Genomic DNA, 13,349 nt, shown 5'->3' on the forward strand with positions numbered 1-13,349 from the left:
AACCAAGGAGCCGAATCATGAAAATCCTGCCCGTCCTGACCGCCGCGCTGCTCTTGTGTTCCTGCGCCGCCGACCGTGAAACCGAAGCCCTGAAAAACAGCCTGTCCGAAGCGCAAACCGCCGTGCGCCTTTCCGCCGAAAACACCAAACGGCTGGAAGACACCTATTCCGACATCTACTTCCACCTCGACAGCCTGACCGTCGAAAGCTTCAAAAAACGCGTCGCCAACGGAGACACCGTTTACGCCTACATCGGCCGCCCGAGCTGCGGCGACTGCAACGCCTTCGAACCCATGTTCAAACGCTACATCGCCAGCCGCAACCTGAACGGCAAAATCTACTTCGTCAACGTCCACCGCCTGCACCAAGACAAAGAAGCATGGACCGCGTTCCGCCAACAATACAAACTCGGCGGCACACCCGTCCTAGCGAAATACAGCAAAGGCAAACAAGTCAACAAACTCGATTTGGAAGAAAACGGCGGCAAAATCAGCGCCGAAGACTTGGAGAAATGGCTGGACGCAAACAGCTTGCGATAAGCTGCCCGTTTGGGATTGCACCGTTTGAGGGTTAAAGACTTTGCGGAGCGATGAAGAGAGGTCGTCTGAAAATGGGATTTTGGTTTCAGACGACCTTTTTTCCATAGTGGCAATCTTGTTCATTCCCCCTTCCGGCGGGGGAAGGTTAGGATGGGGGTGGCTTTGCGGCTTTAGGCAAGATTAAATTTGCGCAGCCCGTAGAGCCACCCTCTCCCCAACCCTCTCCCGCCGGACGGGAGAGGGGCAGGCTGCATGTCGTGGCATAGATTTCTGTCTGACTGTCGTCATTCCCGCGCAGGCGGGAATCTACTTTTAAATCTCGGCAACTGTTTTTCAAACATCAGTTTCTTAGAATTTTCGATGGATTCCCGCCTACGCGGGAATGACGACGGTGGGATGTTTGGCGTGATTTGTTTATAAGAAAAGGTCGTCTGAAACTATGCTTTCGGTTTCAGACGACCTTTAAGGGATAAGTTACGATTGAAGTCAAGTTTTACTTTCCTAAGGGGGAGGCATTATTTGTGTCCCACTTTTATCAAAAATCAGCATCCCAGTTTCATCACAAAATTTTTGCATTGCTTTCGTTTGCTCATTCTCTTTCAGTTCATCCCATTTAGAATCATTTTCGCCTTTCCAATCAGGATAAACGCTCTTAACAAAATCCAATATTGTTATGCTAGCAGAGAATAACTTCTCGTTATACTTTAATTGTTCCCATTTTAAATCGCATTCTTTTAAATTTGCGAATGACAAATTAGCATTTTGTAAGTCGGCTTCTACCAAACAAGCATTTTGAAAATTAGCTTTCCTTAAATCTGCACCTTTTAACTTAGCCCCTGTCAAGTTAGCTTTGTGTAAGTTAGCATCAAACAAATTGGCTGTTTCTAAATCTGCCTTTTCTAAGATAGCATTTTGAAAATTAGCTTTGTGTAAGTTAGCATCAAACAAGTTGGCTGTTTCTAAATCTGCCTTTTCTAAGATAGCATTTTGAAAATTAGCTTTCCTTAAATCTGCACCTTTTAACTTAGCCCCTGTCAAGTTAGCTTTGTGTAAGTTAGCATCAAACAAGTCAGCTGTTTCTAAATCTGCCTTTTCTAAGATAGCATTTTGAAAATTAGCAATCCCTAAATTTGCACCTTTTAACTTAGCCCCTGTCAAATTAGCTTTGTGTAAGTTAGCATCAAACAAGTTGGCTGTTTCTAAATCTGCCTTTTCTAAGATAGCATTTTGAAAATTAGCTTTCCTTAAATCTACACCTTTTAACTTAGCCCCTGTCAAGTCAGCCTTGTGTAAGTTAGCACCAAACAAGTCAGCTGTTTCTAAATCTGCCTTTTCTAAGATAGCATTTTGAAAATTAGCTTTCCTTAAATCTGCACCTTTTAACTTAGCCTCTGTCAAGTTAGCTTTTTGAAACTCAGCACCAATCAAGGTAGCTGTTTCTAAATCTGCCTTTTCTAAGATAGCATTTTGAAAATTAGCAATCCCTAAATTTGCACCTTTTAACTTAGCCTCTGTCAAGTTAGCTTTGTGGAACTCAGCACCAATCAAGGTAGCTGTTTCTAAATCTGCCTTTTCTAAGATAGCATTTTGGAAATTAGCACCTTGTAACTTTAATCCCGACAAATCCTTGGCAATTTCATCTACTCCGCTCAACTGGAAATCCATCCCAGCGAAACAAATATTAGGCAGCATTTCAGGAAAATCCCGCAGATTGAGTTTCTTATACTCTCGATTCAAACTTAATAAAACTTGCGTTAAAGCCACGCCCATGGGACTCTTTGCTTTTTGTGTCAGTTCATCAAAAATCTTCTTTCTCTCTTCATCAGATAAATGATCCCCATCCAGCTTCTTCAAACTATCCTGCTGCATTGCCTGCCAAGCGGATTTCAATAGGTTGAATGCGGGACGACGGAAACTTTCCCCGTAATCGCCTCGGAAAAACGGCAGCAGGTTGTAAATGGCGGAAATCTGCAAAGCGACGGCACCTTCGCGTTTACTGAAAGTATCAAAATCAGCGGTATCCGGTTTTTTGGAATATTCTTCAGATTGTTCCGTCGTTTGTTCTGTAATTTCTGCCCCGTCTTTTGAGCTGCTTTTCTGTGTGGTTTTACTGACGGTTTTTATTTCCGGCAAATGTGCGCCACTAACCCATTCGGAAAGTTTTTGAAATTCTTTCAGATTAATGTCTTTGCGTTGATTCTCGATTTGCTGTCTATTGTTTTCGTCGCGAAAATGCCAAACAACCAAAGCGACGGGGACAGAAATCAACACAATAAGGAAATTCCAATAACCTGCGGATTCTTGAACTTTATCCGTGAGAGAAATCCACTTAGGAAAATATTGAATTAGAAAATACATTAACTCAATTGAAATGACTCCTGCAATTAACATTACAGTCATATTTGAAGCACTATTGAGCCTTTTCCTGAGACCATTTGGCTTTTTTTTGGAGTTATTTGGTTTATTTTTGTGTTGTCCCATAACTTTTTATTACCTGTTACACGTTAATTAGTTATCAATTATTCTAGCAAACAATGTAATCTGAAACGATTTTGATATGAAGTATTTTTTATATCCCTCAATATTATATATTCAAATAAAAACAGAGCATTGTATCTGGCTTCATTACCAAAAAAGGTCGTCTGAAAACCTTGGAATCGGGTTTTCAGACGACCTTTTGTCTTGGTTTCGGATTTTATTTCTTCAATTCCGCCAAAATCTCGTCAACGGTTTTCTTCGCGTCGCCGAAGCACATTACGCTGTTTTCGTTGAAGAACAGCGGGTTTTGTACGCCTGCATAGCCGGTGTTCATCGAGCGTTTGAAGACGACGACTTCTTTTGCCTTCCATACTTCTAATACGGGCATACCGGCAATCGGGCTGTTCGGGTCGGTTTGGGCGGCGGGGTTGACGGTGTCGTTCGCTCCGATAACCAGCACTACATCGGTTTCAGGGAAATCGTCGTTGATTTCGTCCATTTCCAAAACGATGTCGTAGGGGACTTTGGCTTCGGCGAGCAGTACGTTCATGTGACCGGGCAGGCGGCCGGCGACGGGGTGGATGCCGAAGCGTACTTCGATGCCGTTTTTACGCAAAAGCTCGGTGATTTCGGCAACGGGGTATTGCGCCTGCGCCACTGCCATGCCGTAGCCCGGTGTGATGATGACGCTGCCGGCGTTGCGCAGCATTTCGGCAACTTCGGCGGGTTTGGCTTCGCGGTATTCGCCGATTTCTTGGCTGCCTGAGGCTGTGGCGGAACCGTCGGTACCGAAACCGCCTGCGATGACGGAGATGAAGGAGCGGTTCATGGCTTTACACATGATGTAGGACAGAATCGCGCCGCTGGAGCCGACCAGCGCGCCGGTGACGATGAGCAGATCGTTGGAGAGCATGAAGCCTGCGGCTGCGGCCGCCCAGCCGGAGTAGGAGTTCAGCATGGACACGACCACGGGCATATCTGCGCCGCCGATGGAGGCGACCAAGTGCCAGCCGAATGCGAGGGCGATCAGGGTCATCAGTATCAGGATGAAGCCGCTGCCGTCAACGGATACGAACACCAGCATCAGGATAAAGGATAAAACCAATGCGGCGAGGTTGAGCTTGTGTTTGGCAGGCAGTTGCAACGGCGCGCTGCTGATTTTGCCGTTGAGCTTGCCGAACGCGACCAACGAGCCGGTGAAGGTTACGGCTCCGATAAAGATGCCCAAATACACTTCGACCAGATGGATGGTGTGCATATCGTGCGAAACGTTGCCCGGCTCGATATAGCTGTTGAAGCCGACCAATACGGCTGCCAAGCCGACGAAGCTGTGCAGAAGTGCAATCAGTTCGGGCATTTCGGTCATTTCTACTTTTTTGGCTTTGTAGATGCCGACGGCGCCGCCGATCAGCATGGCGATGATGATCCAGCCGAGTCCGTGGGTGTTTTCGGAAAACACGGTAACGAACAAGGCGACCGCCATCCCGGCGACGCCGGAATAACAGCCCTGCTTGGCGGTTTCCTGCTTGGACAGCCCCGCCAGCGAGAAGATGAACAGTATCGCGGCTACGATGTACGCCGCTGTAACGAGTCCTGAAGACATGGTGATTCTCCAATTATTTGTGAAAGTAACTGTTTATTTGTGAAAGTAACTGTGTTTTTTAATCGGGTCGTCTGAAAACTGAATTTCGGGTTTTCAGACGACCCTGATGCTTAGTATTTTTCAAAGACGACTATGACAAACTCCCTCCGCACCAGATTGCCGCTTTTGCTGACCGCCCAATCGCGGCTTCGCTGTTCCCGAATGCAGCGCAACGGCAGGTTTTCCGACAGGGCGCGGATGTCGGCGGCATCGTAGAGCGCGAAGCTGTACGCGGCAAACGGCAGTCTTGCCATAAAGTCTTTTTCGCAGAAATTCAGGCATAGCCGCCCGCCGGATTTCAGCACGCGGCTCAGTTCTGAAAGTACGCTTGGTGCGTCGTCCCAAAAATAGACGGTATTGACGGAAACGATTTTGTCGAAGCTTTCATCGGCAAAAGGCAGTGCACCGCCGTCGTACAGCCGGTAATCCGCCAGCCCTGCTTCGAGAAACGGAGCATTGAATGCCTGCGCCTGTGCGTGCATCAACGGGGAAATTTCCAAGCCTGTGTAATGCAGGTTTTCTGCCTGCGACAAAATGTAGCCGAGCAGCCCGCCGTTGCCGCAACCCGTTTCTAGGATGCGGTCTCCGTTTTGCAGTTGCACCGCTTCAAACGAACCGAGAATCTGTGTCAGGTTGCGCAGGTTCATCATCTGCCCGAACGCTTTTCCTGCTTCGTCATGCGGGCAGCGCAGTTGGGCGGCGGTTTGTTCGGGGGACAGGTTCATAGGGTTCTCCGACTATCGGGGCGGTTGATTCAACGTCGTCTGAAAATCCGGAATGAGGGTTTTCAGACGACCTCTGTACGGGTTGCCTATTCGCTGCCGAATTGTGCTAAAAATTCTTTTTCGGTCAGCTTGGGCGTGTCGTTTGCCAGTTCGTAATACGGGGCTTTGGCGTCGATGTAAATCTGTTCTTCCAATTTGAAATCGGCGTTGTCGGCAAACAGTCCGGCGAAGACGAAATAGCTGTCGTTCGGCAGGAAATGGTAGAACAGGTGTGTACCGCAGTTTTTGCAGAACGCGCGTTCCGCCCATTCGGACGAATGATAGCGGGCGATGTTCGCTTCACCGTCGATTTTCGGCGGCTTGGCGGCAATCAGCGAAAACGTCGCGCCGCTGCCCCAAGTGCGGCACATGCCGCAATGGCAGGCGTGGACGTGTTTGTCGTGTTCCACTTCTAAAGATACGTCGCCGCACAGGCATTTTGCTTTCATGGTCGAACTCCTTATATTTGAAAGCTGACTTCTAGGTCGTCTGAAACGGTGTTGCCAAAACTTACGTCGCTCGTTTTAGCGAAACTCGCTGAGCTCGTTTTCAGACGACCCCGCTGTCAGACAGCGGCTACAAACAGCCCGATGGTGCAGACAAATCCGCCCGTCCACATTGCCGAACGCAGGCTCGGTTTATCTTTCAGATAGCTGAAAATATAAGCGATGCGGAAGGCGATGAACGATACTGCCAAAAGGTTGATGGTCGCTTGTGCGGCGTTGCCTGTGGCGTGTGCCACCAAAACAGCGGCGGCAAACGGGGCGAATACTTCAAAACCGTTTTGCTGTGCGGCATTGGCGCGCGCCGACAAGCCTTGCGTACGGGCGAGGAAATCGCGCGGATTTCGGTTGTCCGACGGCTGAAAACCGCCTTGCGCTTTGGCGATGAAGGAACAAAACAGCGGCAGCAGCGATGCGATCAGGATGCACCAATAGGCTAAAGTCATGCTTTACCCTTTCCTAAACATATTCAACATCCGGCGCGTTACGAAGAAGCCGCCGAAGATGTTGATGCTGGCAATCAGGACGGCAATGAAGGCAAGCAGGGTAACGAAACCGTTACCTTGGCTGATTTGCAGCAGCGCGCCGACGACGATGATGCCGGAAATGGCGTTGGTCACGGACATCAGCGGGGTATGCAGCGAGTGGCTGACGTTCCACACAACGTAGTAGCCGATGACGCAGGCGAGGACGAACACGATAAAGTGGTTCAAGAATGCGGCGGGTGCAACCGCGCCGACCCACAGTACCAATACGGCGGCGATGACGGCGGGTGCGAGTTTTTTCCACAGGGGAACGGGTTTCGGCTCAGGCTTGGCGGCAGGCGCGGCTTTTTCAGACGACGTTTGCTGCGGCTGGGCGGAAACTTGAATCGGCGGAGGCGGGAAGGTGATTTCGCCGTCGCGGGTAACGGTCATGTTGCGGATGATCACGTCTTCGAAGTCCAGCATGATTTCGCCGTCTTTGTTCGGGCTTAACAGCTTGGTCAGATTCACCAAGTTGGTGGCGTAAAGCTGGGAAGACTGTCCGGCAAGGCGGTTTGCCATGTCGGTGTAGCCGATGATTTTCACGCCGTTGTCGGTTACGAACAATTCGCCCGGCTTGGTGAGTTCGCAGTTACCGCCCGTCGCCGCCGCCAAATCGACGATGACGGAGCCGGATTTCATGCTTTCGACCATTTCTTTGGTAATCAGCTTGGGCGCGGGTTTGCCCGGAATGGCGGCGGTGGTGATGATAATGTCCACTTCTTTCGCCTGCTCGGCAAAGAGTTTCATCTCGGCGGCGATAAATTCGTCGCTCATCACTTTGGCGTAGCCGTCGCCGCTGCCGCCCGATTCTTGCGGGAAGTCGAGTTTCAGGAACTTACCGCCCATTGATTCGATTTGTTCCGCCACTTCCAAGCGGGTATCGAACGCGCGCACCACTGCTCCGAGCGAGTTTGCTGTACCGATCGCCGCCAAACCCGCCACACCAGCACCAATCACTAAAACCTGCGCGGGCGGCACTTTGCCCGCGGCGGTGATTTGACCGGTGAAGAAACGGCCGAAAGCGTTGGCGGCTTCAATTACGGCGCGGTAGCCGCTGATGTTTGCCATCGAAGACAAAGCGTCCAAAGCCTGCGCGCGGGAAATGCGGGGAACCATGTCCATCGCCAGCGCGTTGACTTTCTTGGCACGCAAGGCTTCGACCAAAGCTTCGTTTTGGCGCGGCCACAAGAAGCTGACGATGGTCTGCCCTTCTTTGAGCAGCGGCAGCTCGCCTTCGGACGGCGCGTTGACTTTGTAAAGCAAAGGGCATGCCCAAACCGTCGCTTTGTCGGCAACGGTCGCGCCTGCTGCTTGGTAAGCCGCATCATCCAAACTTGCCGCCAAACCTGCGCCGCTTTCGACAACGGTTTCAAAGCCCAGTTTGCTCAACAGGGCAACGGTGGCAGGCGTACAGGCGACGCGGGTTTCGCCGGATAATGACTCGCGTGGGATACCGATTTTCATCTCTGAATCCTTTTTTAGGTTGTCTGTATATAAATGTTAATATATTTCATATAGTCCCCTTATAGCGAATTTTCAGTGGACTGGCAATAGGTAAGCCGACAATTCGGCATTTCATCCCTGTATTGCCTTACAAATACTGCCGTCTGCGTTTAAAATCATTTTCCGATTACAGGCTCTGACCGCCGTAACATTCTCCGCTGTTTCACTATATAATCCGCATTTTTTGAGCCACCGCCATGCCGCACGCCCTCGTCCTCCAATTTCCCTCCGCCGAAGCCCTGCCTTCCGCCCTCCTCTCCCGCCTGCCCGAGCCTGATTACGCCGATGAAAAGCGTATGCGTTTTATCGTTGAAGAAGGGTTTTCTTTAAGCGGGGCAGACGCAGCATTACTGAGCAGCAATCAAATCGACCACGCCGTGTTGCCCGATATGGCGTTCGGCGAACTCGGGCTGATTGTCAGCGATATGGATTCGACGCTGATTACCATTGAATGCGTCGATGAAATTGCGGCGGGCGTCGGCTTGAAAGACCGCGTGGCGGAAATTACCGAACGCTCGATGCGCGGCGAATTGGATTTCGAGCAGTCTTTGCGCAGCCGCGTCGCCCTGTTGGCAGGATTGGACGAACGGGTTTTGGCGGAGGTTTATGAAAACGTTTTGCGGCTCTCGTCCGGCGCGGAATTTTTATTGGACGAATGCAAGGCACACGGCGTGAAATTCATGCTGGTGTCGGGCGGGTTCACGTTTTTCACCGAAAGGCTGCAACAACGCCTCGGCTTCGAATACCAACACGCCAATGTTTTGGAAATTGAAAACGGCAAGCTGACGGGTCGTCTGAAAGGCAGAATTATCGACGCGCAGGCAAAAGCGGATTTATTGCGTGAATACCGCAGCCGCCTCGGATTGCAGCCGCATCAGGTGTTGGCGATGGGTGACGGTGCGAACGATATTCCGATGCTCAAAGAAGCCGGCATAGGCGTGGCTTACCGCGCCAAACCGAAAGCGCAGGCGGTCGCCGATGCCTGCATCAATTTCGGCGGACTGGAGCGCGTCAGGGGGGGGTTTAAATAAACCGCCTGTATCGGTGGTCAGGAGTTTCCCAGTAAAACAAAGGTCGTCTGAAAAATTTTCAGACGACCTTTTTGCTGTTTGAAATATCGTAATGACTGCGAACGGAACACCAAAGGGAACGCAGTAACAACATACCAAAACGGGTTTGCAACCCGCTCCCGAACACAGCCCTCTTTATCCCCGTAACAGCCTTATCCCTTCTTCCTACCAAACGGAACAATAGGCAATTAATCAACACGGTTATTATAGTCAACTAAAAACAAAATAGTACAATACTCAACTTTTAAGGTCTAACCATGGCATACTCTGCGGACTTAAGAAACAAAGCTTTAAACTATTACGAACAATGCAAAAACATCAGCCAAACCGCAGCAACGTTTAACTTGTCAAGAAACACGCTTTACCTGTGGATTCGCCTTAAAAAACAAACAGGCAGCCTAAAACATCAAGTTACCGGTCTAAATGCCGTCAAATTGGATAGGCAAAAACTGGCTCAATATGTTGGGCAACACCCGGATGCCTATCTGCATGAAATCGCCAAACATTTTGATTGTACGCCAGCCGCCGTTTGCTATGCACTCAAACAGATGGGGATGACGCGCAAAAAAAGACCACCACTTACAAAGAACAAGATCCGGCCAAAGTAACGCATTATTTAACACAGCTGGCCGAATTTTCTGACTACCAACGTGTTTATTTGGATGAAACAGGATTTGACCGCTACCTGTTCCGTCCCTATGCCCGCAGCCCGAAAGGGCAAATAGTGAAAGCGCAGATAAGTGGAAAAAGATACCGACGCTTATCTCTGGTGTCCGCACAAGTCGGCAACCGGCTGATTGCTCCGATGGTTTATCAAAATACGATGACCGGGGTCTTTTTTGAAGCGTGGTTTCAGCAATGCCTACTGCCCGCATTGACTCAAAAATCGGTGATTATTTTAGATAATGCACGATTTCACCGTATGGGTGTCTTACGGGAAATGGCGGAAAAATGGGGACATAAGGTATTGCCTCTTGCACCTTATTCACCTGAGCTCAACCCGATTGAGAAGGTGTGGGCGAATATTAAGCGGTATCTGCGAACCGTATTGTCTGATTACGCCCGATTTGACGATGCGTTACTGTCCTATTTTGATTTTAATTGACTATACTGTTCTTAAAATAATTTGGCTATGCACTGAAAATATTGACTTAAATTAAACAAAATCGTTTTCTTGTTCACAAACTACCTGACATTCTTTATACTACTAAAGTAGTATTTAACTACAACCTATGAACTAAACCAATAAAAGGAGCCCTAAGGATGAAGCATCAGTTACTCCTTCTGCCGCTTGCCGTAGCTGTATCCCAAGCTTGGGCAGATACAAACCCCGTTCCCGAAGAGACTGTTACCCTTTCCCCTGTCACCGTCACCGGCACACAACAACAAAAAGCCAATAGCGTTACTTTCAACCCCAAAGCTGCTTTGCAACCCCTCCCTGCCGGAGACGGGGCAGACCTTTTACAGTCTGTCCCCAACATGAGCATCATCCGCAAAGGCGGTAGCTCGGGCGATCCATTGTTCCGCGGTTTGGGCGGTTCGCGCCTGTCGATTAACGCCGACGACCAGTTTATTTACGGCGGTTGCGCTATGCGTATGGATCCGCCGACTGCATACATTCATCCAAACTCTTTTGACAAAGTCGTCGTTACCAAAGGTCCTCAAACCGTAACCCAAGGCATGGGTTTGGTCAGCGGCTCGGTACAATTCATCCGTAAAGACCCTGATTTCAGCGAAAAACCCTACAACATCAACGCCTCCCTGACTGCGGGCAGCAACGACCGCCGCGACGGCTCGCTTGAAGCCGAGTTCGGCGGCAAATACGCCTACGTCCGCAGCAATATTTCCCATAACGAAGCCGACGACTACAAAGACGGCTCAGGCAAAAGCGTCCACTCCCATTTCAAACGCGACAGCCAAATGCTGCAACTGGGTATCACCCCGACCGAAAACACCACCATCGCCGGCACATACGAACGCAGCAGAGCCAAGGTTGCCTACGCCGACCGCATGATGGACGGCAGCAAATTCGACCGCGACGCATGGAACGTCCGCTTTACCCAACGCAACCTCACCCCTTGGTTCAGCGAACTCGAATTGCGCTACGGTGAAAGCGAAATTGACCACGTTATGGACACATACAGCCTGCGCACCATCCGCAATCCCGCAGGCAAACAGATTAAAAACGCCAACAACCCCAAACGCAACACCGACACAGGTCGTCTGAAAGCCACCTTCGATTGGGATAATCTCAACCTGCAAACCGGCGTAGATTATATGGACGATGTACACGTCGCCCGTATGGAACGCGGCGGCGACGGTTACAGCCACAAGCCTTTTATGCCCAACCAAAGTTTCAAACAATGGGGCGTTTTCACCGAAGCCGCTTGGCAGCAAACTGACAAACAACGTTGGGTAGCAGGCTTGCGCCACGACCGTGTCAAAGCGGATTATGATTCCGCAGACGTAACCGATCCCGCCTTGAAACATCAGAAATTCAACTTGAATTCCGGTTTCTTACGTTGGGAACGTGATACGGATAACGGCTTGAAATACTACGCCGGATTCGGTATCGCAGAACGCTCGCCCGACTACTGGGAACGTCTGCGCGCCAAAAAGAAAATCATCCATCCCGAACAAAACCGCCAAATCGATGCGGGCATCATCTGGAAACGTCCTAACCTCCATGCCTCCGTGTCCGTATTCGGCAGCGATGTCAAAAACTTCATCATACTCGAACGCCAAGGCACGGATTTAGGCGTACGCAACGTTAAAGCCTCGCGTTTCGGCGGCGAAGCCGAAGTTAAATGGACGTTTGCACCCAACTGGGAAATCGGCAGCAGCCTCGCCTACACCCACGGTAAAAACCGTACCGACGGCAAACCTTTGGCACAAACTCCGCCGCTCGAGTGGAACAACACCCTCGCATTCGACAACGGCAAATTCAGCGCAGGCGCGTTATGGCGCGTCGTGGCGAAGCAAAACCGTTACAGCAAAGGTCAAGGCAATATCGTCGGTCAGGACATCGGCGCCTCTTCCGGCTTCGGCGTACTCTCGCTCAATGCCGGCTGGAAATTCAGCAAATACGCCACCTTGCAGGCCGGCATAGACAACGTGTTCAACAAAACCTATGCCGAATTCGTCAGCAAAGGCGGCGACCCTTCAGCAGGCACGCAAACCTTGCGCGTCAACGAACCCGGCCGTACCGCTTGGTTGAGGCTGCAAGCGAAATTCTGATGTTGAGTTGAAAAAATGAAAGGTCGTCTGAAAACCCGATTGTGGGCTTTCAGACGACCTTTTTGATGATGGTTTTAAAGTATAGTGGATTAACAAAAATCAGGACAAGGCGACGAAGCCGCAGACAGTACAGATAGTACGGAACCGATTCACTTGGTGCTTCAGCACCTTAGAGAATCGTTCTCTTTGAGCTAAGGCGAGGCAACTACGTTTCAAACATAGAGAACCGATTATGGCTTACACCGAGACGAAAGACTCAATCCAAGCCACTATATTTTTCACCGCCTCCATCCGGCAAAGTTATAAAGGAACGAATCGGAAACCCTGTTCGTCAACTTCCAATATGGAGGCGTAATCATTTTTCCAATCTCCCAATACAATGCGGGTGAAGCCGTCTTCCTGATGGATATGTTCACGATGGGTGTGTCCGTGAATCAATAGTTGGGCATGATGCTGACGCACAATATCTGCGGTGAATTGCGGCTGAACGTCCATGATTTCCGCTGCTTTATATTGTTTGCCCTGCTTGCTGGTTCGGCGTATTTTACGGGCAATTTTCAGACGCAGGGCAAGCGGCAGGCTTAGGAACAAGTGTTGCAGCCATTTTTGGTGAACAATCTTTCTGAACTTCTGATAACGCGTATCATCGATACACAAAGTATCTCCGTGGCAAATCAAGGCAGAGCTACCGTATAAATCGACTACTGCATATTCGGGCAGCAACTTCATACCGGATTGCGCTGCAAATTGCTTCCCGATCAAAAAATCCCGATTGCCGTGTACAAAGAAACATTCCACCCCGCGCTGCACGACGGATTGAATCGCTTGCGCGACGGTTTGGGTCAATTCGGATTGCTCGTCGTCGCCTATCCAAAAATCAAACAAATCCCCCAAAATATAAACCGAACGCGCCTGCGGTGCTTTTTCACGCATAAAGCGCAAGAACAATTCGGTTAATTCGGGATGGGATTCGCTCAGGTGCAAATCGGAAATAAAATAAATCGGCATGGCGGGCAACAGGTGTGAAATCCTTGCCATTATAGGTTTTCAGACGACCTTTGTATATCGGCCGCCAACGTATGCGGC

11 protein-coding genes are annotated in these 13,349 nt (G+C 49.9%); 4 read left to right on the top strand and 7 right to left on the bottom strand.

What is annotated here, in order from left to right:
* Positions 1-17 precede the first annotated feature (17 nt).
* Positions 18-539: a thioredoxin family protein gene (locus tag ACMYUL_RS04185; protein ID WP_070774967.1), complete on the top strand. Its 522-nt coding sequence runs from the start codon at positions 18-20 to the stop codon at positions 537-539.
* Between the two features lie 501 nt (positions 540-1,040).
* Here ACMYUL_RS04185 and ACMYUL_RS04190 read toward each other — a convergent pair.
* The 6 genes from ACMYUL_RS04190 to ACMYUL_RS04215 all read right to left on the bottom strand — a co-directional run bounded on the left by ACMYUL_RS04190 (position 1,041) and on the right by ACMYUL_RS04215 (position 7,917).
* The gene (locus ACMYUL_RS04190) at positions 1,041-3,020 is read right to left on the bottom strand and encodes a pentapeptide repeat-containing protein (RefSeq protein WP_415772220.1); all 1,980 of its coding nucleotides are present in this window, start codon (positions 3,018-3,020) and stop codon (positions 1,041-1,043) included.
* 214 nt (positions 3,021-3,234) lie between these two features.
* Positions 3,235-4,620, bottom strand: a complete 1,386-nt coding sequence (gene pntB / locus ACMYUL_RS04195) for a Re/Si-specific NAD(P)(+) transhydrogenase subunit beta (RefSeq protein ID WP_415772222.1) — start codon at positions 4,618-4,620, stop codon at positions 3,235-3,237.
* Between the two features lie 110 nt (positions 4,621-4,730).
* On the bottom strand, positions 4,731-5,384 hold the full coding sequence (locus tag ACMYUL_RS04200) for a class I SAM-dependent methyltransferase (protein ID WP_415772224.1): 654 nt from the start codon (positions 5,382-5,384) through the stop codon (positions 4,731-4,733).
* 86 nt (positions 5,385-5,470) lie between these two features.
* The gene (locus tag ACMYUL_RS04205) at positions 5,471-5,872 is read right to left on the bottom strand and encodes a GFA family protein (RefSeq protein ID WP_415772226.1); all 402 of its coding nucleotides are present in this window, start codon (positions 5,870-5,872) and stop codon (positions 5,471-5,473) included.
* Positions 5,873-5,988: 116 nt separating this feature from the next.
* Positions 5,989-6,372 (bottom strand): MAPEG family protein, encoded by a 384-nt coding sequence (locus ACMYUL_RS04210; RefSeq protein WP_003744140.1) that lies wholly within the window; start codon positions 6,370-6,372, stop codon positions 5,989-5,991.
* A 3-nt stretch (positions 6,373-6,375) separates the two neighbouring features.
* The gene (locus tag ACMYUL_RS04215) at positions 6,376-7,917 is read right to left on the bottom strand and encodes a Re/Si-specific NAD(P)(+) transhydrogenase subunit alpha (protein WP_415772228.1); all 1,542 of its coding nucleotides are present in this window, start codon (positions 7,915-7,917) and stop codon (positions 6,376-6,378) included.
* A gap of 236 nt (positions 7,918-8,153) precedes the next feature.
* On the opposite strand from ACMYUL_RS04215, the gene serB reads away from it, so the two are divergent.
* The 3 genes from serB (at position 8,154) to ACMYUL_RS04230 (ending at position 12,263) form a co-directional block, all read left to right on the top strand.
* On the top strand, positions 8,154-8,987 hold the full coding sequence (serB, locus tag ACMYUL_RS04220; protein WP_415772230.1) for a phosphoserine phosphatase SerB: 834 nt from the start codon (positions 8,154-8,156) through the stop codon (positions 8,985-8,987).
* A 296-nt stretch (positions 8,988-9,283) separates the two neighbouring features.
* A protein-coding gene (locus tag ACMYUL_RS04225) for an IS630 family transposase (RefSeq protein WP_099048405.1) occupies positions 9,284-10,131 on the top strand; the annotation gives its coding sequence in 2 pieces (ribosomal slippage) (positions 9,284-9,599 and positions 9,599-10,131; 849 coding nt in all).
* Positions 10,132-10,289: 158 nt separating this feature from the next.
* The gene (locus ACMYUL_RS04230) at positions 10,290-12,263 is read left to right on the top strand and encodes a TonB-dependent copper receptor (protein WP_415772233.1); all 1,974 of its coding nucleotides are present in this window, start codon (positions 10,290-10,292) and stop codon (positions 12,261-12,263) included.
* Between the two features lie 300 nt (positions 12,264-12,563).
* Here ACMYUL_RS04230 and lpxH read toward each other — a convergent pair whose 3' ends face one another.
* Complete coding sequence (gene lpxH, locus ACMYUL_RS04235; RefSeq protein ID WP_415772871.1) at positions 12,564-13,271, bottom strand: UDP-2,3-diacylglucosamine diphosphatase; 708 nt, start codon at positions 13,269-13,271, stop codon at positions 12,564-12,566.
* Between the last annotated feature and the right edge of the window lie 78 nt (positions 13,272-13,349).

Source organism: Neisseria sp. CP9, assembly GCF_047758525.1.
Classification (GTDB): Bacteria; Pseudomonadota; Gammaproteobacteria; order Burkholderiales; family Neisseriaceae; genus Neisseria.